Origin of the sequence: Streptomyces sp. NPDC090077 (assembly GCF_044747545.1) — a bacterium.
Lineage (GTDB): Bacteria > Actinomycetota > Actinomycetes > Streptomycetales > Streptomycetaceae > Streptomyces.
The window spans coordinates 1-22,479 of sequence record NZ_JBIVEG010000033.1 but is presented as its reverse complement, the minus strand read 5'-3'; the positions used below and the strand labels follow the sequence as shown (position 1 = coordinate 22,479).

The 22,479-nt window shown below is 72.2% G+C and carries 19 protein-coding genes; 5 read left to right on the top strand and 14 right to left on the bottom strand.

Features of this window, described 5'->3' with window-relative positions:
• The first annotated feature begins 1 nt into the window (after position 1).
• From zwf to pgl, 3 genes are all read left to right on the top strand, one after another.
• Positions 2-1,531: a glucose-6-phosphate dehydrogenase gene (zwf, locus tag ACIPW5_RS34125; RefSeq protein ID WP_401253616.1), complete on the top strand. Its 1,530-nt coding sequence runs from the start codon at positions 2-4 to the stop codon at positions 1,529-1,531.
• Positions 1,528-2,604 carry a glucose-6-phosphate dehydrogenase assembly protein OpcA gene (gene opcA / locus ACIPW5_RS34120; RefSeq protein WP_401253493.1) on the top strand — a complete coding sequence of 359 codons (1,077 nt, stop codon included), beginning with the start codon at positions 1,528-1,530 and terminating at the stop codon, positions 2,602-2,604. Before zwf ends, opcA begins: the two co-directional genes overlap by 4 nt.
• Positions 2,605-2,719: 115 nt before the next feature.
• Positions 2,720-3,502: a 6-phosphogluconolactonase gene (gene pgl, locus ACIPW5_RS34115; RefSeq protein WP_401253490.1), complete on the top strand. Its 783-nt coding sequence runs from the start codon at positions 2,720-2,722 to the stop codon at positions 3,500-3,502.
• Between the two features lie 74 nt (positions 3,503-3,576).
• On the opposite strand, the gene pgi is transcribed toward pgl, so the two are convergent.
• The 13 genes from pgi to ACIPW5_RS34050 form a co-directional block, all read right to left on the bottom strand.
• A complete protein-coding gene (gene pgi / locus ACIPW5_RS34110) occupies positions 3,577-5,229 on the bottom strand; it encodes a glucose-6-phosphate isomerase (protein ID WP_401253613.1) in 1,653 nt (550 codons plus the stop codon).
• Positions 5,230-5,401: 172 nt separating this feature from the next.
• Positions 5,402-5,737, bottom strand: a complete 336-nt coding sequence (locus tag ACIPW5_RS34105; protein ID WP_007263454.1) for an RNA polymerase-binding protein RbpA — start codon at positions 5,735-5,737, stop codon at positions 5,402-5,404.
• 178 nt (positions 5,738-5,915) lie between these two features.
• Positions 5,916-6,149 carry a preprotein translocase subunit SecG gene (gene secG / locus ACIPW5_RS34100; protein WP_401253610.1) on the bottom strand — a complete coding sequence of 78 codons (234 nt, stop codon included), beginning with the start codon at positions 6,147-6,149 and terminating at the stop codon, positions 5,916-5,918.
• 115 nt (positions 6,150-6,264) lie between these two features.
• Entirely contained in the window at positions 6,265-7,047 is a 783-nt protein-coding gene (gene tpiA / locus ACIPW5_RS34095; RefSeq protein WP_401253487.1) for a triose-phosphate isomerase, read from the bottom strand.
• A 6-nt stretch (positions 7,048-7,053) separates the two neighbouring features.
• Positions 7,054-8,265: a phosphoglycerate kinase gene (locus ACIPW5_RS34090; protein WP_401253484.1), complete on the bottom strand. Its 1,212-nt coding sequence runs from the start codon at positions 8,263-8,265 to the stop codon at positions 7,054-7,056.
• 136 nt (positions 8,266-8,401) lie between these two features.
• Positions 8,402-9,406: a type I glyceraldehyde-3-phosphate dehydrogenase gene (gene gap, locus ACIPW5_RS34085; protein WP_401253481.1), complete on the bottom strand. Its 1,005-nt coding sequence runs from the start codon at positions 9,404-9,406 to the stop codon at positions 8,402-8,404.
• Between the two features lie 232 nt (positions 9,407-9,638).
• Positions 9,639-12,599 (bottom strand): M14 family zinc carboxypeptidase, encoded by a 2,961-nt coding sequence (locus tag ACIPW5_RS34080; RefSeq protein WP_401253478.1) that lies wholly within the window; start codon positions 12,597-12,599, stop codon positions 9,639-9,641.
• 150 nt (positions 12,600-12,749) lie between these two features.
• Positions 12,750-13,745: a DNA-binding protein WhiA gene (gene whiA, locus ACIPW5_RS34075; protein WP_030237199.1), complete on the bottom strand. Its 996-nt coding sequence runs from the start codon at positions 13,743-13,745 to the stop codon at positions 12,750-12,752.
• Positions 13,736-14,800: a uridine diphosphate-N-acetylglucosamine-binding protein YvcK gene (yvcK, locus tag ACIPW5_RS34070; RefSeq protein WP_401253474.1), complete on the bottom strand. Its 1,065-nt coding sequence runs from the start codon at positions 14,798-14,800 to the stop codon at positions 13,736-13,738. Before yvcK ends, whiA begins: the two co-directional genes overlap by 10 nt.
• On the bottom strand, positions 14,797-15,789 hold the full coding sequence (gene rapZ, locus ACIPW5_RS34065; protein ID WP_401253471.1) for an RNase adapter RapZ: 993 nt from the start codon (positions 15,787-15,789) through the stop codon (positions 14,797-14,799). Before rapZ ends, yvcK begins: the two co-directional genes overlap by 4 nt.
• Positions 15,786-17,816, bottom strand: a complete 2,031-nt coding sequence (gene uvrC, locus ACIPW5_RS34060; RefSeq protein WP_401253469.1) for an excinuclease ABC subunit UvrC — start codon at positions 17,814-17,816, stop codon at positions 15,786-15,788. The genes rapZ and uvrC overlap by 4 nt, the downstream gene beginning before the upstream one ends.
• A 449-nt stretch (positions 17,817-18,265) precedes the next feature.
• The gene (locus tag ACIPW5_RS34055; protein ID WP_401253607.1) at positions 18,266-19,048 is read right to left on the bottom strand and encodes a hypothetical protein; all 783 of its coding nucleotides are present in this window, start codon (positions 19,046-19,048) and stop codon (positions 18,266-18,268) included.
• 5 nt (positions 19,049-19,053) lie between these two features.
• Positions 19,054-19,668, bottom strand: a complete 615-nt coding sequence (locus tag ACIPW5_RS34050; RefSeq protein ID WP_401253466.1) for a papain-like cysteine protease family protein — start codon at positions 19,666-19,668, stop codon at positions 19,054-19,056.
• A gap of 235 nt (positions 19,669-19,903) precedes the next feature.
• Between ACIPW5_RS34050 and ACIPW5_RS34045 the strand changes: the two genes are divergently transcribed.
• Complete coding sequence (locus ACIPW5_RS34045) at positions 19,904-20,854, top strand: hypothetical protein (RefSeq protein ID WP_401253464.1); 951 nt, start codon at positions 19,904-19,906, stop codon at positions 20,852-20,854.
• A gap of 14 nt (positions 20,855-20,868) precedes the next feature.
• On the opposite strand, the gene ACIPW5_RS34040 is transcribed toward ACIPW5_RS34045, so the two are convergent.
• Positions 20,869-21,300 carry a Rieske (2Fe-2S) protein gene (locus ACIPW5_RS34040; protein WP_401253461.1) on the bottom strand — a complete coding sequence of 144 codons (432 nt, stop codon included), beginning with the start codon at positions 21,298-21,300 and terminating at the stop codon, positions 20,869-20,871.
• A 90-nt stretch (positions 21,301-21,390) separates the two neighbouring features.
• Here ACIPW5_RS34040 and ACIPW5_RS34035 point away from each other — a divergent pair, with 90 nt between their 5' ends.
• Positions 21,391-22,278 (top strand): carbohydrate kinase, encoded by an 888-nt coding sequence (locus ACIPW5_RS34035; RefSeq protein ID WP_401253458.1) that lies wholly within the window; start codon positions 21,391-21,393, stop codon positions 22,276-22,278.
• The last annotated feature ends 201 nt before the right edge of the window (positions 22,279-22,479 follow it).

The following is a 22,479-nucleotide window of genomic DNA, read 5'->3' as shown; positions in this document are numbered from 1 at the left end:
TATTTTGTCGGTAAACGGAGCGAACCCGCTTCGTGACGCACAGGACCGGCGGCTCCCGCGCATCGCGGGGCCGTCCGGCCTGGTCATTTTCGGCGTTACGGGTGACCTGTCGCGCAAGAAGCTCATGCCCGCCGTCTACGACCTCGCGAACCGCGGCCTGCTGCCCCCGGGCTTCTCGCTGATCGGCTTCGCCCGCCGCGAGTGGCAGGACGAGGACTTCGCCCAGGAGGTGTACGAGGCCGTCAAGGAGCACTCGCGCACCCCCTTCCGTGAGGAGGTCTGGCAGCAGCTCGTGCAGGGATGCCGGTTCGTCCAGGGCGAGTTCGACGACGACGCGGCCTTCGAAACCCTCAAGGCGACCATAGAAGAACTCGACAAGGCCCAGGGCACGGGCGGCAACTTCGCCTTCTACCTGTCGGTGCCGCCGAAGTTCTTCCCCAAGGTGGTCCAGCAGCTCAAGAACCACGGGCTGGCGCAGAAGGAGGGCTCCTGGCGGCGTGCAGTCATCGAGAAGCCCTTCGGCCACGACCTGAAGAGCGCGGAAGAGCTCAACCAGGTCGTCCACGAGGTCTTCCCCCGTGACGAGGTCTTCCGGATCGACCACTACCTCGGCAAGGAGACCGTCCAGAACATCCTGGCGCTCCGCTTCGCCAACACGATGTTCGAGCCGATCTGGAACCGGTCGTACGTCGACCACGTCCAGATCACCATGGCCGAGGACATCGGCATCGGCGGCCGGGCCGGCTACTACGACGGCATCGGCGCGGCCCGCGACGTCATCCAGAACCACCTGCTCCAGCTGCTGGCCCTGACGGCGATGGAGGAGCCCGGCTCCTTCCACCCCAAGGCCCTCGTGGCGGAGAAGCTGAAGGTGCTCAGCGCCGTCGAGATCCCCGAGGACCTGGGCAAGCACACCGTGCGCGGCCAGTACTCGGCCGCCTGGCAGGGTGGCGAGAAGGTCGTCGGGTACCTCGAAGAGGACGGCATCGACCCCAAGTCGAAGACCGACACCTACGCGGCCATCCGACTGGAGATCAACAACCGCCGCTGGGCGGGCGTCCCGTTCTACCTGCGGACGGGCAAGCGCCTGGGCCGCCGGGTGACCGAGATCGCGGTGGTCTTCAAGCGGGCCCCGTACCTGCCCTTCGAGTCGGGCGCGACCGAGGAGCTGGGGCAGAACGCCCTGGTCATCCGGGTCCAGCCGGACGAGGGCGTGACGGTCCGCTTCGGCTCGAAGGTGCCGGGCACCTCCATGGAGGTCCGGGACGTCACGATGGACTTCGCCTACGGCGAGTCCTTCACGGAGTCCAGCCCCGAGGCCTACGAGCGGCTCATCCTCGACGTCCTCCTCGGCGACGCGAACCTCTTCCCGCGCCACCAGGAAGTCGAGCTGTCCTGGAACATCCTCGACCCGATCGAGGAGTACTGGGACAAGCACGGCAAGCCCGCGCAGTACGCGGCGGGCACGTGGGGGCCGGTCGAGGCGGACGAGATGCTCGCACGAGACGGACGGAGCTGGCGCCGGCCATGAAGATCGACCTCACGGAGACCACCTCCAGCAAGATCAACGCCGCGTTGGTGCAGGCGCGCCGGGACATCGGCACGCCGGCCATCGGCATGGTCCTCACGCTGGTGATCGTGACCGACGAAGAGAACGCGTACGACGCGCTCAAGTCGGCGAACGACGCGTCCCACGAACACCCCTCGCGGATCGTCGTCGTGGTCAAGCGGGTCAGCCGTTCCCCGCGCAGCCGCCGCGACGCCCGTCTCGACGCGGAGCTCCGCGTCGGCGCGGACTCCGGCACCGGGGAGACGGTCATCCTGCGACTGCACGGGGAACTGGTCAACCACGCCCAGTCGGTCGTGCTGCCCCTGCTCCTGCCGGACGCCCCCGTGGTCGTCTGGTGGCCGGAAGGTGCTCCCGCGGACCTGGCGGGCGACCCGCTGGGCGCGCTGGGGCAGCGCCGGATCACGGACACGTACTCCTCGGAGGACCCCATCGGGGCCCTGGGGGTACGGGCGGAGGCGTACGCGCCGGGTGACACGGACCTGTCGTGGACCCGGATCACCCCGTGGCGCTCCATGCTGGCCGCCGCGCTCGACCAGCAGACGGTCTCGGTGGTCTCCGCGACCGTCGAGGGCGAGGACGAGAACCCGAGCTGCGAGCTGCTGGCCATGTGGCTGGCGGACCGCCTCGGGGTCCCGGTCAAGCGGACCCTGTCGGACGGGCCGGGCCTGACCGCCGTACGCCTGGAGAGCAAGGACGGCGTGATCGTCCTGGACCGGGCGGACGGCGCGCTGGCGACGCTGTGCATGCCGGGGCAGCCCGACCGCGCGGTGGCCCTCAAGCGCCGCGACACGGCGGAGCTGCTGGCGGAGGAGCTGCGCCGGCTGGACCCGGACAACACCTACGAGGCGTCGCTGAAGTTCGGCGTCACCCGTCTGGCGGCGGCGACCGCTCCGGCGAAGCCGGCGGCCGAGGCCGGGTCCGCGGCCGGGAGCAAGGCCGACGCCGGTGCCGGGGCTCCGGCGGAGACCGCCGCCGAGGACGGTGCCCCGGCGAAGCCGGCGGCCAAGCCGTCCAAGCGGGCGGCGGCCAAGTAGTACCCCCGGGCCGCCCCGGACCCCGCGCCCCCACGGGCGGGGTCCGGGGCGGCCCGGGTTCGGCCCCGCGCACCCACCACCCCCCGAACTACCGATAAGGCGGCAGCACATGGGTATGACGACTCCCCAGGTCGTCGTCCACCGGGACAAGGAGCTGATGGCCCAGGCCGCGGCCGCCCGGCTCATCACGAAGATCGTGGACGCGCAGGCAGCCCGGGGCACCGCCTCGGTCGTCCTGACCGGCGGCCGCAACGGCAACGGCCTGCTCGCGGCCCTCGCCGCCGCCCCCGCGCGGGACGCGGTCGACTGGTCGCGGATCGACCTGTGGTGGGGCGACGAGCGCTACGTCCCCGCCGACGACCCCGAGCGCAACCACGTCCAGGCCCGCGAGGCGCTGCTGGACGCCGTCCCCGTGGACCCGGCGCGCGTGCACGTGATGCCGGCCTCCGACGGCCCGTACGGCGAGGACGTGGACGCCGCGGCGGCCGCGTACGCCGCCGAGCTGGCGCGGGCCGCGGGGCCCGAGGACCACGGCCCGGTGCCGACCTTCGACGTGCTGATGCTGGGCGTGGGCCCGGACACGCACGTGGCGTCCCTGTTCCCCGAGCACCCGGCGGCCCGTGAGACCGAGCGCACGGTCGTCGGCGTCCACGGCGCGCCGAAGCCGCCGCCGACCCGCGTCTCGCTCACCCTTCCGGCGATCCGCGCGGCCCGCGAGGTCTGGCTGCTGGCGGCCGGGGAGGACAAGGCCGGGGCGGTGGCCATCGCCCTCGGCGGCGCCGGGGAGGTCCAGGCCCCGGCCGCGGCCGCCCACGGACGCAGCCGCACCCTGTGGCTGCTGGACCGCGCGGCGGCGGCCAAGCTGCCCGTCGGGCTGTACCCCCCGGCCTCCGCCTGACCGCCCGGACGAGGGCGTGCGGAAGGGCCCCGCACCGGTCGTGACCGGTGCGGGGCCCTTGTGCCGTCGGTCCGTCAGCGACCGCGCAGCTCGCGGTACGTGGCCACCAGCGCCCGCGTCGAGGGGTCGAGGCTCTCCACGTGGGAGCCCCCGGTCAGCGCCGGCTCCACGCGCTTGGCGAGGACCTTGCCGAGCTCGACGCCCCACTGGTCGAAGGAGTCGATGTTCCACACCGCGCCCTGGACGAACACCTTGTGCTCGTACAGCGCGATGAGCTGCCCCAGCACCGACGGGGTCAGCTCGGTGGCGAGGACGGTCGTCGTCGGGTGGTTGCCCTGGAAGGTCTTGTGCGGGACGAGGGCCTCGGCGACGCCCTCCGCGCGGACCTCCTCGGCCGTCTTGCCGAAGGCCAGGGCCTGGGTCTGGGCGAAGAAGTTCGCCATCAGCAGGTCGTGCTGGGCCTCCAGGGCCGGCGACAGCTCCGCCACCGGGCGGGCGAAGCCGATGAAGTCCGCCGGGATCAGCTTGGTGCCCTGGTGGATCAGCTGGTAGTAGGCGTGCTGTCCGTTGGTGCCGGGCGTGCCCCACACCACCGGGCCGGTCTGCCAGTCCACCGGATTGCCGTCCCGGTCCACGGACTTGCCGTTGGACTCCATGTCCAGCTGCTGCAAGTAGGCGGTGAACCGGGAGAGGTAGTGGCTGTACGGGAGCACGGCGTGCGACTGCGCGTCGAAGAAGGCCCCGTACCAGATGCCCAACAGGCCCATCAGGAAGGGGGCGTTGCTCTCCATCGGCGCGGTGCGGAAGTGCTCGTCCATGGCGTGGAAGCCGCCGAGGAGCTCGCGGAAGGCGTCCGGGCCGATGGCGATCATCAGGGACAGGCCGATGGCGGAGTCGAAGGAGTAGCGGCCGCCGACCCAGTCCCAGAACCCGAACATGTTGGCCGGGTCGATGCCGAACTCGGTGACCTTCTCGGCGTTGGTGGACAGGGCCACGAAGTGCCGTGCCACGGCGGCCTGGTCACCGCCGAGCCCCGCGAGCAGCCATTCCCGCGCCGAGGTGGCGTTGGTGATGGTCTCGATGGTGGTGAAGGTCTTCGAGGCGATGATGAACAGCGTCTCGGCCGGGTCGAGCTCGCGCACGGCCTCGTGGAGGTCGGCGCCGTCCACGTTGGAGACGAACTTCAGGGTCAGGCCCCGGTCGGTGAAGGCGCGCAGCGCCTCGTACGCCATGGCGGGGCCCAGGTCGGAGCCGCCGATGCCGATGTTGACCACGTTCTTGATGCGCTTGCCGGTGAACCCGGTCCACTCCCCCGACCTGATCCGGTCGGAGAAGGCGGCCATCTTGTCGAGGACCTCGTGGACGCCGGGCACGACGTTCTCGCCGTCCACCTCGACGACGGCCCCGCGGGGGGCGCGCAGCGCGGTGTGCAGGACCGCGCGGTCCTCCGTCACGTTGATCTTGTCACCGCGGAACATCGCGTCCCGCAGCTCCGCCACGCCGGTGGCGGACGCCAGTTCGCGCAGCAGCCCGAGCGTCTCGTCGGTCACGAGGTGCTTCGAGTAGTCGATGTGCAGGTCGCCGACCCGCAGCGTGTAGCCGGTGCCCCGGTCCGGGTCCGCCTGGAACAGCTCCCGCAGATGCGTCTGCCCCAGCTCTTCCCGGTGCTTGCCGAGTGCGTTCCACTCGGGCGTCCGGTTGAGCCTCGTACGGCTGTCTGCGTTCATCTCGGACATCAACCCACTTCTTCCGTCCTGTTGTGCCCCGCCACCGTCCAACCTAAGGGATCCGAAGGGGGACAACGCACACAAAGGGGCCCGGCCCGCGGGAATGACACTCCCACGGGCCGGGCCCTGAGTCGCTCTTGAGCGCGGCCCCGCCGCGGACGGACGGGCCGGCTCAGATCTCGCCGCGGAGTTTGGCGAGGGCCTCGGCGAGGATCGCCTCGCCGTCGGCGTCCGTGCGGCGCTCGCGGACGTACGCGAGGTGCGTCTTGTACGGCTCCGTGCGCGGCGGTGCGGGCGGGTTGTCCCGGTCCTGGCCGGCCGGGAACCCGCAGCGCGGGCAGTCCCAGGTGTCCGGCACCTGCGCGTCGCTGGCGAAGCTCGGCTGCGTCTCGTGCCCGTTCGAGCACCAGAAGGAGATGCGCAGGCGGGGCGCGGATTCACCGCGCTCGGCCTCGCCCATCGGCCCGGCTCCGACCCGACTTCCACGAATCGCGTTGCCACTTGCCACGGTCGTAACTCCCTGCGTGATGGTGCCGCGGAGCGTGCGGGATGTCCGCTGCGGGCGCCCCAGTCTACGTAAGGCCCAACGCACGTCCAGCAACCGGAGTTACTCGCTCCAGCCGCGGACGCAGGACCTCATGATAGGCCGGGCACCACCGCCGGGACGGCCCGAATGGCCAGAACCGTCAGGAGGTGCTGGACTTCATGAGCAGGCCCAGCGCGACGATGCAGGCGAACCACAGCAGGCCGACGACGACCGTGATGCGGTCGAGGTTGCGCTCGGCCACGGAGGAACCGCCGACCGAGGACTGCATGCCGCCGCCGAACATGTCGGAAAGGCCGCCACCCTTGCCCTTGTGCATCAGCACGAGCAGCATCAGCAGAGCGCTGAAGACGATCAGGGCGATCGAGAACCCCATAACCACGGCTGATTCCTACTTTCTGGGCTTGCTGGGAGGAAGCGGGGGCCGGCAGGCCGCGCGTACGCGGCCTCCGGCCCCCGCAAGGGTACGACGGATCGGCCCTACCGCATACTCACTGGTCGCGGAAGCGGACGATCTTGACGAACTCGTCCACGTCCAGCGCCGCGCCGCCGATCAGGGCGCCGTCCACATCGGGCTGGGCCATGATCGCGGCGATGTTGCCGGACTTGACCGAGCCGCCGTACTGGATGCGGACCTTGTCGGCCAGCTCCTGGGAGTACAGCTCCGCGAGACGGCCGCGGATCGCGCCGCAGACCTCCTGCGCGTCCTCGGGGGTGGCGACCTCGCCGGTGCCGATCGCCCAGACCGGCTCGTACGCGATCACGATGGACTCGACCTGCTCGGCCGGGACGCCCTCCAGGCCGCCGTCGACCTGGGCCAGGGTGTGCGCGACCTGGTTGCCGGCCTTGCGGACGTCGAGGCCCTCGCCGACGCACAGGATCGGGGTGATCCCGTTGCGGAAGGCGGCCTTGACCTTGGCGTTGCAGACCTCGTCGGACTCGCCGTGGTACTGGCGGCGCTCGCTGTGGCCGACGGCGACGAAGGTGCAGCTCAGCTTGGACAGCATCGGGCCGGAGATCTCGCCGGTGAAGGCGCCGGAGTCCTGCGCCGAGATGTCCTGGGCGCCGTACTTGATCTTCAGCTTGTCGCCGTCGACCAGGGTCTGCACCGAGCGCAGGTCGGTGAAGGGCGGGAGCACCGCGACCTCGACGGCGTCGTAGTCCTTGTCGGCGAGGGCGAAGGCGAGCTTCTGGACGTGGGCGATGGCCTCGAGGTGGTTGAGGTTCATCTTCCAGTTGCCCGCCATCAGCGGGGTGCGGCCGTTGACAGTCATAGGGGTTCAGCCCTCCAGGGCGGCGAGGCCGGGGAGCGTCTTGCCCTCGAGGTATTCGAGGCTGGCGCCACCACCGGTGGAAATGTGACCGAAGGCGTTCTCGTCGAAGCCCAGGGTGCGGACCGCGGCGGCGCTGTCGCCACCGCCGACCACGGTGAAGGCCCGGCTGTCGACGAGGGCCTGCGCGACGGCGGTGGTACCGCCCGCGTAGTCGGGGTGCTCGAAGACGCCCACCGGGCCGTTCCAGAAGACCGTCTCGGCGTCGGCGATCTTCGAAGCGTACAGCTCGCGGGTCTTGGGGCCGATGTCCAGGCCCTCCTTGTCCGCGGGGATCCCGTCCGCGTCGACCGTCTCGAAGACGGCCGGGGTCTTGCCCTTCAGGTCCGGGAACTCGGCGGAGACCAGGACGTCGACGGGGAGGACGAGCTCCACGCCGGTCTTGGCGGCGCGCTCCATGTACTCCTTGACCACGTCCACCTGGTCCTTCTGGAGCAGGGAGATGCCGACCTCGTGGCCCTTGGCGTAGAGGAAGGTGTAGGCCATGCCGCCGCCGATGAGGATGCGGTCGGCCTTGCCGAGCAGCTCGTCGATGACGGCGAGCTTGTCGGAGACCTTGGCGCCGCCGAGGACGACGACGTAGGGGCGCTTGACGTCGGCGGTCAGCTTCTTCAGGACGCCGACCTCGGTCGCGATGAGGTAGCCGGCCGCGTGCGGGAGGCGCGCGGGCAGGTCGAAGACCGAGGCGTGCTTGCGGTGGACGGCGCCGAAGCCGTCGCCGACGTAGACGTCGGCCAGCTCGGCGAGCTGGTCGGCGAAGGCGCCGCGCTCGGCGTCGTCCTTCGAGGTCTCGCCGGCGTTGAAGCGCAGGTTCTCAAGGACGGCGACCCGGCCGTCGGCGAGGGCCGCGACGGTCTCCTTGGCGGAGGCGCCGACGGTGTCGGTGGCGAAGGCCACCTCCGCGCCGAGCAGCTCGCCGAGCCGCGCGGCGGCCGGGGCCAGCGAGAACGCCGGGTCCGGGGCGCCCTTGGGGCGGCCCAGGTGCGAGGCGACGACCACGCGGGCGCCCGCCTCGGCGAGCTTGGCGATGGTCGGCAGGACGGCGCGGATGCGGCCGTCGTCGGTGATGTCACCGTTCGCCAGCGGAACGTTGAGGTCCGCGCGGACGAAGACCCGCCGGCCGGCGACGCCCTCGGCAAGCAGTTCGTCGATCGTCTTCATGTGTTTCCTACTCCTTGGGAGACCTTCGCCCCTGCGGGCGAGGACGGGAGGGCCGGGCAAGCAACAGGGCCCGGGCGGCGCCTCATCGCGCCGAACGGACCCTGTGCTTCACATCGTGTTGCCTTGCCCTACGTTCTTAGAGCTGACCGCCGACGAAGACGGTGAGGTCGACGAGTCGGTTGGAGTAGCCCCACTCGTTGTCGTACCAGCCGACGACCTTGACCTGCTTGCCCTGGACCATGGTCAGGGAGGAGTCGAAGGTGCAGGAGGCCGGCCAGTTCACGATGTCGGAGGAGACGATCGCGTCCTCGGTGTAGTCGAGGATGCCCTTGAGCTGGCCCTCCGCGGCCTTCTGGAAGGCGGCGTTGATCTCGTCCTTGGTGACCTCGCGGTCGAGCTCCAGGACGAGGTCGGTGACCGAGCCGGTCGGGACCGGGACGCGCATGGCGATGCCGTCGAGCTTGCCCTTGAGCTGCGGCAGGACCAGCGCGGTGGCCTTGGCGGCACCGGTGGAGGTCGGGATGATGTTCTCGGCGGCGGCGCGGGCGCGGCGCAGGTCCGAGTGCGGGAAGTCCAGGATGCGCTGGTCGTTCGTGTAGGCGTGGACCGTCGTCATCATGCCCTTGACGATGCCGAAGTTCTCGTCGAGGACCTTGGCCATCGGCGCCACGCAGTTGGTGGTGCAGGAGGCGTTGGAGATGACGTGATGGTTGGCCGCGTCGTACTTGTCCTGGTTGACGCCCATCACGATGGTGATGTCCTCGTCCTTGGCCGGGGCCGAGATGAGGACCTTCTTCGCGCCGGCCGTGATGTGCTTGGCGGCGTCGGCCTTCTTCGTGAAGATGCCGGTGGACTCGATGACGATGTCGGCACCCAGCTCGCCCCAGGGGAGGTTCGCGGGGTCGCGCTCGGCGAAGGTCTTGAAGGTGTTGTCCCCGACGGTGATGGTGTCGTCGGTGTGGGAGACCTCGGCCTTGAGGCGGCCCAGAATGGTGTCGTACTTGAGCAGGTGCACCAGGGTGGCGTTGTCCGTCAGGTCGTTGACACCGACGATCTCGATGTCCGCTCCCTGCTCGAGAAGAGCCCGGAAGTAGTTACGGCCAATTCGGCCAAAACCATTGATGCCTACGCGGATCGTCACGAACCGATCTCCTCGTTGGTGCGCCGGCCTGTCCCGCCGGCGAGCTGTATGGGATGTCCCCGACCGCTTACGACCCTACCTCTCTGTGAGCTTCTGAGTGACATCGGTCGGAGCCTGACACTCCCCGCTCTGCGCGGGGGACATGCCCGAGGCCCTGTACCAGTGGCCCTGGCACGGGACCTCGGGGACTTTGGTCCCGGTCACCGAGAGTGAACGGGAGCCGGGGCGCGGGTCAGTGGCCCAGGGACCTGAGCGCCTTGCCGAGCACTGCGGCGCGGTCCGCCGGGGCCGTCACGTGCTCCAGCCCGAATCCGAGCAGGACCGTGTCACGCGTAGTGACCGAGGCGTAGGACTTGAACAGCTCCCCGGTCCTGGACCAATCTCCCGGAACATCGGGACTTCCGGCGGGCGCCGGCTGTGCGGTCCACGTCCCGAGGGAGCTCTCGAAGCCCTCGGCGGGCTGGTCCGCGCCGCCGACGGAGAGCCGCGCCTCGTCGGCGAAGACCCCCCGGCCGCCCGAGGCGGGGTCGGTGATGTACGCGAGGGAGACCTCGACCGTCTTCCCGGCGTAGGCGCTCAGGTCGAAGGTGACCTGCTTCCAGCCGCCGGAGGAGCCGGTGAAGCTGTTCCACGCTCCGCTACTGCCGGCCGCGGTGCAGCCGCCGGCGGCGAGGGTGAGGTAGCGGCGCAGGAACGGGTGGCCGTTGAGGAAGAAGCCGGCCTCGCACTCCGCCGGGACTGTGGCGGAGCTCAGCCCGCCCGCGTCCGGGAGTGTGGTCCAGTCGTCCCCGCCGGCCGTACGGGCCTCCAGGACGGCGTGGTCGTAGCCCTCCTCGGTGTTCCAGTTGAGGGCCGTCTTCAGCTTCGGCTGGTCGGCGGCCGTCACCTTGGTGAGGTCGATGGTGCGCGTGAGGCGCTTCCAGTCGTCGTCGGTGTGGGTCGCCGACGCCATCCCGGTGCCCGCGTAGGGCGCGTACGGGTTCGTCACTCCGGTGTACTGGCCCGCCTGCGCGCTCTTGAACTGCGGGAACTGCGCCGCCGGGAGCGTGTCGGAGGTGACGGTGTAGGCGCCGGGGGCGTTCAGCGGGTTGCCGGCCGCGTCGCCGAGGGCGCCCTTGGCGCCGACGAGGGAGCCCGCGCCGGCGAAGCCGGTCGGGCCCTTGACCGAGGCCCGGCCGTAGGCGCCGAGGTAGTACTGGCTGAAGTCGTCGGTCAGCGCGGGCCCGACCTGGGTCCGGCCGCCGGCCAGTTCACCGGCCTCGACGAGCTTGCCGCCCTCGTTGAGGTAGTCGCGGACCGCCAGCTGGGTGGGGCCGCCGGGGGCGGCGGCGCCGGTGTAGTGGACGGCCGTGCGGAAGTGGGAGAGCACGCCGAGGTGGTGCGGGGCACCCTGGGCGGACACGTCCCACACGGCGGCCGACTTCCCGTTGGCCCGCAGCGCGTCCACGTACCCCTGGGCGTGCTGCGCCTTGGCGCCCTCCTCGGCGATCACCAGGACGTCCGCGCGCGGGCGCTCGGCCACGGTGTACGTGAAGTGCTCGCTGGAGACCTTCCCGCCGGAGCGGTCGCGGCCGGTGAACCAGACCTCGACCTTGTCGCCGGGCTTCGCACCGTCGACCTCGCCGCGGTACTCGTCGAACCAGTTGTTGTCCTCGCCGCCGTAGACCTCGCCGCCCTTCCAGGCCTTGAGCCCCTCGTCGTGCGTGCGGCCGCCGTTGATGCGGTAATTGAGCTGCTTGTCCTTCAGCGCCTTGCGGGCCGTGACGGCGACCGTCTGGTCCTCGCCCCGGGCCGCGTAGGAGGTGGTGAAGGGGTCGAGGGTGAAGTCGGCGGCGCTCAGGCCGACCGAGGAGGAGGGCCGGTCGGGGTGCGCCGCGCTCTCGCCGACGCTCAGCGCGAAGGGGACGTTCTTGGCGAACTCCTGCTGGATCAGCTTCTCGTCGTCCGGGAAGTTGAATCCGGAGGCGCAGTCCTCGGGCTTCCAGGCGTCGTTCGGGTCGATCGCGGAGGCCGTCTGGCAGGTGGTCATCTCCGGCGTGAACATCATGACGCCGTTGACGTTGGCCGCGTGGCCGTCGGCCTCGCCGTTCGTCGTGTACAGCTCGGACGAGACCTGCGGGTGGTAGCCGGGGACGGCCGGGTTCTCGGGGGTGCCCGCGAGTGCCTTGTAGGCGACGTCGTCGGGGGTCGGCGTGGCGACCTGCCAGCCCACGCCGTACAGGATCAGTTCGGCCGCCGAGTGGTAGTTGATCGCGTACTCGAAGCCGATGCGCTTCTCGAAGGCGTCGAGGGCGGTGGTCTCGGGCTCGGACTGGGCCTTGGGGCCGCGGAAGGTCTCGCTGGAGGGGCTCGGCGAGGAACCCTCGTTGTCGTAGCCCCACTTGTGGGCGAAGTTGCGGTTGAGGTCGACCCCGTCCACCGCGGTGATCTTGCCGTCCCCGTCGTTGTCGCGGAGGTTCTTGCGCCACAGCCGGGTGCTGTCGGAGGTGAACGTGTAGTCGTAGCCGTCGGGATTGGCGGAGAGCAGGAACCACAGCTCGGTGGAGTCCACCAGCTTGGTGATCCGCGGGTCCTTGCCGTAGTTGTCGAGGGTGTGGTGCATCAGCCGCCGGGTCATCTCGGGGGTGATCCACTCCCGGGCGTGCTGGTTGGACATGTAGAGCACGGACGGCTTGTCGCCGTCCTTGGTCCGTTTCGCGTCCTTGGTGACCTTGAGGGCGAGGATGTCCTTGCCCTGGAGGCTCTTGCCGATCGAGACGACCTTGGTGAGCCCCGGGTTCTGCTGCGCCGTCCGCAGGACCTCCTCCTGGAGGCCCCCCTTGCCGCTGTACGGGCGGAAGACCCCGTCCCCGGCGGCCTTGGCGCGGGCCAGCCCCTGGGCGGGGACCTTGCGCTCGGCGAGCCTGACGCCCTGGGCGGTGAGCCGTCCGGCCTGCTCCCCGGTGAGGAAGAGCTCGACGCGGGCGGTCCCCGTCTCCGGGGCGCGTTCGGAGAGCTCGTGGGCGTCCTGGCCGGCGGCGAGGACGAGCGGGACCTGTTCGCGGGTGATGTCGGCGTCGTAGACCCGTACCTCGTCGGCGGCGGGTGCCGTGCCGGGAGCGGGCCGGGCCTGGGCCGCGACGGGCACCGCGGCCAGTGTGGTTCCGAAGACGAGTGCGCTTGCGGCAAGGATCGAACTCGCGCGGTGCCTCATGTGCCCCCCTGGGCGTCGTCTGCCACGAAAGCTTCGGACGCAAGGCTCACGATCCGGAGATGCTCATGTCAACGGGACAAACGGGAACGCAACGGGCCCGCACGCGGTGGGCGTGCGGGCCCGTCGGGGCGCGTGCCGCGCGGGTGCGGGTCAGCCGGCCATGTTGTCGGCCAGCTCCTCGCTGAGGTCCAGGTTGGACTCGGTGCCCGGGATGCCGAGGTCCTGGGCGCGCTTGTCGGCCATCGCCAGCAGGCGGCGGATCCGGCCGGCGACCGCGTCCTTGGTCAGCGGCGGGTCGGCGAGCGCGCCCAGCTCCTCCAGGGAGGCCTGCTTGTGCTCCATGCGCAGCCGGCCGGCCGCGGCGAGGTGCTCGGGGACCTCCTCGCCGAGGATCTCCAGCGCGCGCTGGACCCGGGCGCCGGCCGCCACCGCGGCCCGTGCCGAGCGGCGCAGGTTGGCGTCGTCGAAGTTGGCGAGGCGGTTGGCGGTGGCGCGGACCTCGCGCCGCATCCGCCGCTCCTCCCAGGCCAGCACCGACTCGTGGGCGCCGAGGCGGGTCAGCAGGGCGCCGATCGCGTCGCCGTCGCGGACCACGACCCGGTCCACGCCGCGCACCTCGCGCGCCTTGGCGGCGATGGAGAGCCTGCGGGCGGCGCCCACCAGGGCCAGGGCGGCCTCCGGGCCGGGGCAGGTGACCTCCAGGGAGGAGGAACGGCCCGGTTCGGTGAGGGAGCCGTGGGCCAGGAAGGCACCGCGCCAGGCCGCCTCGGCGTCACAGGTGGCGCCGGAGACCACCTGCGGGGGAAGACCCCGGATGGGGCGGCCGCGGCCGTCCACGAGGCCCGTCTGGCGTGCCAGCTGGTCCCCGCCCGCCACGACGCGCACGACGAAGCGGCTGCCGCGGCGCAGTCCGCCCGGGGCCATGACCACCAGGTCCGAGGAGTGTCCGAAGATCTCCAGGATGTCCTTGCGCAGCCGCCGGGCGGCGATCCCGGTGTCCAGCTCCGCCTCGATGACGATGCGGCCGCTCACCAGGTGCAGGCCGCCCGCGAACCGCAGGATCGCCGAGACCTCCGCCTTCCTGCAGCAGGTCCGGGTGACGGGGAGGCGTGAGATCTCATCCTTCACCGCGGGCGTCATCGCCATGGGCCGATCCTTCCATGCATCCGAAAAATACGGTCGTACGCGGCGGCCAGCAGCTCCGGGTCGTGCTTCGGAGAGCCGTCCTGCCTGGCCACGGGCGCCAGCTCGACCGCGGCACCGAACCGTTTCGCGGCATCGGCGAGGGACTCGCGGTCGGGCACGGCGGCCTCGTCGGCCAGCACCACGTCCAGGGCGAGTTTAGGGGCGTGTCGGGCCAAAACCTCCAAATGACGCTGCGGAGAGAAGCCCTCGGTTTCACCGGGCTGCGGGGCCAGGTTCAGCGACAGGACCCGCCGGGCCTTGGTCTGCACCAGCGCGTCCAGCAGCTCCGGCACCAGCAGGTGCGGGATCACGGAGGAGAACCAGGACCCCGGGCCCAGCACCACCCAGTCGGCGTCGAGCACGGCAGCGACGGCCTCCGGGACGGCCGGCGGGTCCGCCGGCACCACCTGGACGGAGAGCACCTCGCCGGGGGTGAGGGCCACGGTGGCCTGCCCCCGGACGGTGTCGACCTCGTCCGGGCGCGCCGGGTCGTGCCCCTTGACCAGGGCCTGGAGCTCCAGCGGCACCGCGGACATCGGCAGCACCCGGCCCTGCGCGCCCAGCAGCTTCCCGACCAGGTCGAGGGCCTGGACGGGGTCGCCGAGCTGCTCCCACAGGGCGACGATCAGCAGGTTGCCGACCGCGTGCCCGTGCAGGTCGCCCTCGGTCTGGAAGCGGTGCTGGATGACCCGGGCCCAGGTCTGGCCCCAGTCGTCGTCGCCGCACAGCGCGGCCAGCGCCTTGCGCAGGTCGCCCGGCGGCAGCACGCTCAGCTCCTCGCGGAGCCGTCCGCTGGAGCCCCCGTCGTCGGCGACGGTGACCACGGCGGTGAGCTCGCCGGTGATCCGGCGCAGCGCGGCGAGGGAGGCCGACAGGCCCATGCCGCCGCCCAGGGCGACGACCTTGGGCGCGGCCACCTTCGACGCCGCGCGGCGGCCGGCGCGGCCCGCGCCCTCCTCACCCCGTCCGGGGGTGAGGCGGCGCAGACGGCGCAGCCGCAGGGTGCGTCCGGTCACTCGCGCCCCATGTCCCGGTGGACGACGACGGTCTCGACTCCCTCGGAGGCGAGGCGGGCGGCGAGCTTCTCGGACATGGCCACGCTGCGGTGCTTGCCGCCGGTGCAGCCGACGGCGATGGTCACGTACCGCTTGCCCTCGCGGCGGTAGCCGGCGGCGATGAGCTGGAGCAGCTCGGTGTAGCGGTCGAGGAACTCCTTGGCGCCGGGCTGGCTGAAGACGTAGCCCGACACCTCCTCGTTGAGCCCGGTGAAGGGGCGCAGCTCGGGGACCCAGTGCGGGTTGGGGATGAAGCGGCAGTCGACGACGAGGTCGGCGTCGACGGGCAGGCCGTACTTGAAGCCGAAGGACATGACGGTGGCCCGCAGCTCGGGCTCCTCGTCGCCCGCGAACTGGGCGTCCATCTTGGCGCGCAGCTCGTGCACGTTCAGGCTGGAGGTGTCGATGACCAGGTCGGCGTCGCCGCGCAGCTCGCGCAGCAGGTCGCGCTCGGCGGCGATGCCGTCGACGATGCGGCCGTCGCCCTGGAGGGGGTGCGGGCGGCGGACCGACTCGAAGCGGCGGACCAGCGCGTCGTCGGAGGACTCCAGGAAGACGATGCGCCGGGTGACCCCGCGGGCCTCCAGGTCGGAGAGGGACTCGCGCAGGGCGTCGAAGAACTGGCGGCCGCGGACGTCGACGACGACGGCGATCCGCGCCACGTTGCCCTGGGAGCGGGCGCCGAGCTCCACCATGGTGGGGATCAGCGCGGGCGGGAGGTTGTCGACGACGAACCAGCCGAGGTCCTCCAGACACTTGGCCGCCGTACTGCGGCCGGCTCCGGACATCCCGGAGATGATCACCAGCTCGGGGATGGCCGCCTCGGCGTTGTCGCCGGGCTCCACGGTCGTGCCCGTACTCACCTGTGCTCCGTCTCGGTCGTGCTCGTTCGTGTGCTCGGTCGTGTTGTCGGTCGTCTGTGCGGTCGGTGCGGTCGCGTGCTCGGTCATGGCGCGGTCCCCCGTTCGGACGATGTCTCCGCAGGTGCGGAGGCCTCGTCCTCAATGATCTCTCCTGTCGCCGTGTTGACGGCAGGACCTGCGGGAACCGCCCCGGCGAGCGCGGCGGCCACGGTCTCCGCGGTCTTGCGGCCTATGCCCGGGACCTCGCAGATCTGGTCGATTGTCGCCTGTCTCAGCTTCTTCACCGAACCGAAGTGCTTCAGCAGGGCCACCTTGCGGCTTTCGCCGAGGCCCGGGACCTCGTCCAGGGGGCCCGCCTTCAGACGCTTCCCGCGCTTGCTGCGCTGGTACTGGATGGCGAAGCGGTGGGCTTCGTCACGTACCCGCTGGAGCAGGTAGAGGCCCTCGCTGGTGCGGGGCAGCACGACGGGGTCGTCCTCGCCGGGCAGCCAGACCTCCTCCAGCCGCTTGGCGAGCCCGCACACCGCCACGTCGTCGATCCCCAGCTCGTCCAGGGCCCGCTTGGCGGCCGCCACCTGGGGCTGCCCGCCGTCGACGACGACGAGCTGCGGCGGGTACGCGAACCGCTTGGGACGGCCGTCGTCCTCGGGGGCCTCCCCGTCCTCCGCGTCCCACTCGCCCGTCTTGAGCTTCTCCTGGAGGTAGCGGCGGAAGCGCCGGGAGACGACCTCGTGCATGGAGCGGACGTCGTCCTGCCCCTCGCCGTGCCAGACCTGAGTGTCTCCGACACGACCCTTGATCTGGAAGCGGCGGTACTCGCTCTTGCGGGCGAGGCCGTCCTCGAAGACGACCATCGACGCGACGACGTCGTCGCCCTGGAGGTGGGAGATGTCGAAGCACTCGATGCGCAGGGGCGCGCCGTCCAGCTCCAGGGCCTCGGCGATCTCCTCCAGGGCCCGGGAGCGGGTGGTGAGGTCGCCGGCGCGCTTGGTCTTGTGCAGGGCGAGGGACTGCTGGGCGTTCCGGTGGACGGTCTCCATCAGCGCCTTCTTGTCCCCGCGCTGCGGGATGCGCAGGCTGACGCCGGACCCGCGCCGCTCGGCGAGCCACTGGCCGAGGGCGGGCGCGTCCTCCGGCAGGGCCGGTACCAGCACCTCCTTGGGGACGGCCTCGCCCTTCTCCTCCCCGTAGAGCTGCTGGAGGGCGTGCTCGACGAGCCCGGCGGTGTCCACGGCCTCGACCTTGTCGGTGACCCAGCCGCGCTGGCCGCGCACCCGCCCGCCGCGGACGTGGAAGATCTGCACGGCCGCCTCCAGCTCGTCCTCGGCGACCGCGATGAGGTCGGCGTCGGTGGCGTCGGCGAGGACGACGGCGTTCTTCTCCATGGCGCGGCGCAGGGCGCCTATGTCGTCGCGCAGCCGGGCGGCCTTCTCGTACTCCATCTCCTCGGCGGCCTCGTGCATCTGCTTCTCCAGCCGGGAGAGGTAGGTGCCGGTGCGGCCCGCCATGAAGTCGCAGAAGTCCTCGGCGAGTTCCCGGTGCTCCTCGGGGGTGACCCGGCCGACGCAGGGGGCGGAGCACTTGCCGATGTAGCCGAGCAGGCAGGGGCGTCCGATCTGCGCGGACCGCTTGAACACCCCGGCGGAGCAGGTGCGCACGGGGAAGACGCGCAGCATCAGGTCGACGGTCTCGCGGATCGCCCAGGCGTGCCCGTAGGGGCCGAAGTAGCGCACGCCCTTCTTCTTGGGCCCGCGCATGACCTGGACGCGGGGGTACTCCTCGTTCATCGTCACGGCGAGGGAGGGGTAGCTCTTGTCGTCCCGGTACTTGACGTTGAACCGGGGGTCGAACTCCTTGATCCAGGAGTATTCGAGCTGGAGCGCCTCGACTTCGGTGGACACGACGGTCCACTCGACGGAGGCGGCCGTGGTGACCATGGTGGCGGTGCGGGGGTGCAGGCCGGCGATGTCCTGGAAGTAGTTCGCCAGGCGCTGGCGCAGGCTCTTGGCCTTCCCGACGTAGATCACCCGGCGGTGGTCGTCGCGGAACTTGTAGACCCCCGGGGAGTCGGGAATCTGCCCGGGCTCGGGACGGTAGCTGGAAGGGTCGGCCATGCCGCCCACCCTACTGGCGGGCACGGACAACCCCCCGCAGCCTTTTGCCTCCGGCAGGGGCACGATTCGGCCCCGCCGGCACCATCCGGCTCCGGCAGGATCCGGCCCCGCCGGCGTTCGAGGCGCTGGGGGCACCTCCCAGCGGTAGCTGGGGGAGGGTCTGGGGGCGGAGCCCCCAGAAGGGGTCCGGGCGCAGCCCGGGGAACGGGCGAAGGGCGGGGCGGGGAGCAGCCCGCGCAGCGGCAGCCCACCCGCACCGGCCCACCGGCACGGGCAAGGCCCCCGCACCGCCCGGCCGGGCAACGGCCGGAGCCGGAACCCCGCCCGGCCGGGCAACGGCCGGAGTCGGAACCCCGCCCGGCCGGGCAACGGCCGGAGTCGGAACCCCGCCCGGCCGGGCGCCGGCTCCGACTCCCCCCCTACCGCCCGGCCAGGGCAAGGGCCCGGGGCTACCCCCCGAGGGACCGGCGCCGCCGGAGCAGGACGAGCGCCCCGCCCGCGCCCAGCGCCAGCGCCCCGGCCCCGCCGGCCGCGACGGCCACCGGCAGCCCGCCGGAGCCCCCGGCCCCGCCGGCGGTCTCGAAGCCGCCGGCCCGGCCCCCCTCGGCGTACGCGGACCCCGGCAGCTTGTCCCCGTACAGCCCCGTCACCCGGGCCCGGTATCCGGCCAGCGTCACCCCCCGGTCCCCCACGGCCCGCGCCGCGTCCTCGTCCAGCGGCAGCACCCTGTCCCCGCGGGCCACGTACCAGGCATCGATCTGCGGCTCGCGGAACACGGTCCCGCCGGGCAGTTTCTCCGCGCCCAGGCGGGCGTAGCGGAACTCGTCGTCGCCGGTGGCGATGTTCACCACCTGCCAGCCGTCCCCGGTCTTGGCGGTCCACAGCGCCGCCTTCTGCCCGTCGGCGGAGACGGCCGCGCTCGCCAGGAACTCCAGCCGCGCCACCGGCGCCCCGGCCTTCCCGGCGACGAAGTCCGGCGACAGGTAGCTCACCGGGGTCACCTCGCCCTCCACCCGGGGCTGTGCGGCGGCCACGGACACCTTCCCCTCGCGGGCGAAGAACCGGGAGAGCGTCGCCAGGGTGGCGGGGGCGGCGGCGGCCTGGTGGGCGGCCGCCCGGTTCTCGGCGGTGACGGTCTGCGGCTGCGGTACGGGGGCGGCGGCGGCCTGTCCGCCCGTGACCAGGACGGCCACGGTGGCGGCGGCGAGGGCCGCGGAGGCGCGGAGCGTCATGGCGGTCACGCCCCGATCCGGTAGAGGGAGTGGGTCCAGGAGAAGGTGCTGTTGTCCACGTACCAGGCGTGGGAGGCCCAGTTGTAGCGGTCGCTGGAGGGCCAGGGGTCGCCCCAGTAGACCCAGCTGTTGGCGGTGTCGTAGCCGTAGAGGACGTGCATGTGGCCGCCGCCGTTGGACCACTGGATGCGGGTCTCGACCGGGCGGTCGGCGTTGATCTCGGTCTGCACGGTGGAGTACTGGAGCCAGCCGGTCACGTAGCTCCCGGAGTTGATGCCCGCCCAGCGCAGCGCGGTCTGCACGTTGCCCAGGGTGGCCTGGTTGTTCGGGCACTCGGTGCCCTGCTGGCGGTTGAAGGCGGCGTTGCAGAACTGGTTCTGGCTGTAGTTGCGGCCGAACCAGGTGGCGATGGTGTTGCCGCCGGCGGCCCAGCACCAGTTGTTCTTCTGCTGTGCCTGCATGGTGATGTTCAGCCGCTTGTAGGCCAGCGAGGCGGTGGGGGTGTCCGCGGCGGCTTCGGCGGCGGTGGCGGTACCGGCGCCGATGCCGGCGGGCATCAAGACGAGGAGCAGGGCGGAGACCAGGGCGGCCAGGGACGGCCGCCCGCTTCTGTTGCGCATCGCGTTCCTCCCGAGGTGGGGACTCGGTGTGTGGGGGTCGAGGAGCGCGTCCGGACGCTGTGGAGGAGCATCAGGGTGTTGTCGCGATCAGGTCAACACGCTTCAATACGCGGTGACCTTGCAGTGTGAACGGTGTGGCTGCGGTGTGAACGGTTACCGCCGTTCCACCAGGTCCCCCGGCACCACCGGCCCGGCCCCCCACCCGGCGCGTGTGAACGTTCACAGAGGAGTCGCCATGCGGCCCACCGGCGACCCGCCAGACGCCCCGGGCACAGCGGAACTCGGCCCGCTGCTCCGCTCGGGCCCCTTCCACGCCGCCCTGCGCGCCGCGATCGCCGCCCGCGGCCTGCCCCTCCAGCGGGTGCAGCACCGGCTCGCGGCGCGCGGCATCAAGCTCGGCGTGACCAGCCTCAGTTACTGGCAGCAGGGCGCCCGGCGGCCCAGCCACCCCGAGTCCCTGCGGGCGGTCTCCGCGCTGGAGGAGATCCTGGCACTGCCCGGCGGCTCCCTGCTCCGGCTGCTGGCCGGCCCGCTTCCCGCCGCCGGGCCGCCCCGCCCGGCCGCCCGCTCCTACCGGGCGCTGGTGAGCGTGGGCGCGGCGGTCGAAGGGCTGCTGGCCGGGATGGAGCTCCCGGCGGACGGCGGCCTGCACACGGTCGGCCACCACGAACGGGTCCGCATCGGCCCCGGCGGCGAGCTGCGCACGCGGGAGTCGCAGCAGATCGTCCGGGCCCACCGCGACGGCGTGGACCGCTACCTCGCCGTCCACCACGGCGACCCGGGCTGTGACGCGGCCCGGGTGGAGGTGACGGCGTACGAGAACTGCCGCACGGGCCGCGTCCGCTGCCACCCGGAGGCCGGGGTGGTGGTGGCGGAGCTGCTCTTCGACGCCCGGCTGCGGCGCGGGGACACGTACGTCTTCGGCTACGGCATCGAGGACGGCACGGGCGGCCGCAGCACGGAGTACGTGCGCGGCTTCAGCTACGCGGGCGGGCAGTACATGCTCCAGGTCGCCTTCGACGAGGCGGCCCTCCCGGTCCGCTGCCGCAGCTTCGCCCGCACGGGCCCGGAAGCCCCCCGCACGGCACTCGGCGACCTCACCCCGAGCGGCCGCCACCGCGCGGTGCACCTGCTGGAGCAGTGCGTCCGCCGCGGGATCCTGGGCATCGCCTGGGACTGGGAGTAGCCCGCGCCGCGCTGCTAGCCCGCGATCAGCCTGCCGTTCTCCACCTTGACGGGCACGGAGGGCAGCGGGTCGGTGGCCGGGCCGCGCAGGACCTTGCCGGTGGTGACGTCGAAGCGGCTGCCGTGGCAGGGGCAGTTGCCCTCGCCCTCGACGATCTTGTCCAGGACGCAGCCGGCGTGCGTGCACTGGGCACTGAACGCCTTGTACTGGCCCTCCGCCTGGCAGCTGACGACGACCTTGCGCTCGCGGAACAGCTTCGCGCCGCCGACCGGGACGTCGGCCGCGCCGCCCAGCTCGACCGGCTCCTTCGGGACGGCCGGGCTGCCGGCACCGCTGTTGGTCTCGGTGGAGCACGCGGTGAGCGCCGTCCCCGCGCCCACGGCCCCGGCGAGCGCGGCGGCGCCCTTGAGGACGGTACGGCGGGCGGCGGGCTGCTGGGCGGACATGCGGTTCTCCTGGCACGAGTGGCGGGCCCCGGATGCGGGTCCACGGGTCAACCCGACGATACCGGCGTCCGATGGGATACCTTCCCCCGCGTGATCGTCGTCGGTGGAGAAGCCCTGATCGACCTCGTGCCCGCCGCCGGGCCGACGGGCGCCCTGCTGCCCCGGCCCGGCGGCGGGCCCTACAACACCGCCCTGGCACTGGGCCGACTCGGGGCGGAGGCCGCCTTCTGCTCCCGGGTGTCGGCCGACGGCTTCGGCGAGAGCCTGCTGGCCGGGCTACGGGCGGCCGGGGTGGACCTCTCGCTGGTGCAGCGGGGGCCCGAGCCGACCACGCTGGCCGTGCCCTCGCTGGGCCCGGACGGCTCGGCCGTCTACGGGTTCTACGTCGAGGGGACCGCCGACCGGCTGTTCACGCTGCCGCCCGCGCTGCCCGCGGGGGCGCGGGCCCTCGCGCTCGGCACCTGCTCGCTGGTGCTGGAGCCGGGCGCTTCCGCGTACGAGGCGCTGCTGCGCCGGGAGTCGCGTCGCGGGCTGCTGACCCTGCTGGACCCCAACGTGCGCCCGGCGCTGATCGCGGACCCGGCAGCGTACCGGGAGCGGTTCCTGGGGTGGCTTCCGTACGTGTCGGTGCTCAAGCTCTCGGAGGAGGACGCGGCCTGGCTGGGCGGCGGGGTCGGCGACTGGCTGGCGGCCGGCCCGGCGGCGGTGGTGCTCACCCGGGGGGCGGCGGGCCTGACGGTGTGGACCTCGGACGGCGCGGAGCACAGTGCGGCGGCGCTCCCGGTCACGGTGGCGGACACGATCGGTGCGGGCGACACCGTCAACGCGGCGCTGCTGCACCGGCTCGCCGGGAGCGCGGAGCGGCCGGGCTCCGCCGACTGGCCGGACGTGCTGGCCTACGCGGCCCGCGCGGCGGCCCTGACCTGCACCCGGGCGGGCGCCGAGCCGCCGTACGCGGCGGAGCTGGGGCCTTCTTGACGCGGTCCTCGCACCGCTCGGCGCCGGGGCGCTTCGCGGGCTTCGGGCCCGCTGCGCCTGCCTCCGGCCGTCGGACCGGGGGCGGGTGGGCCGCTGCGCGGAGCGGGGGTCCCCTACCCGCCCTTCCACCGTTCCCAGGGGCTCCGCCCCTGACCCCGTACGGGCGCTGCGCGCCCGTCGCCTCAAACGCCGGCGAGGCTG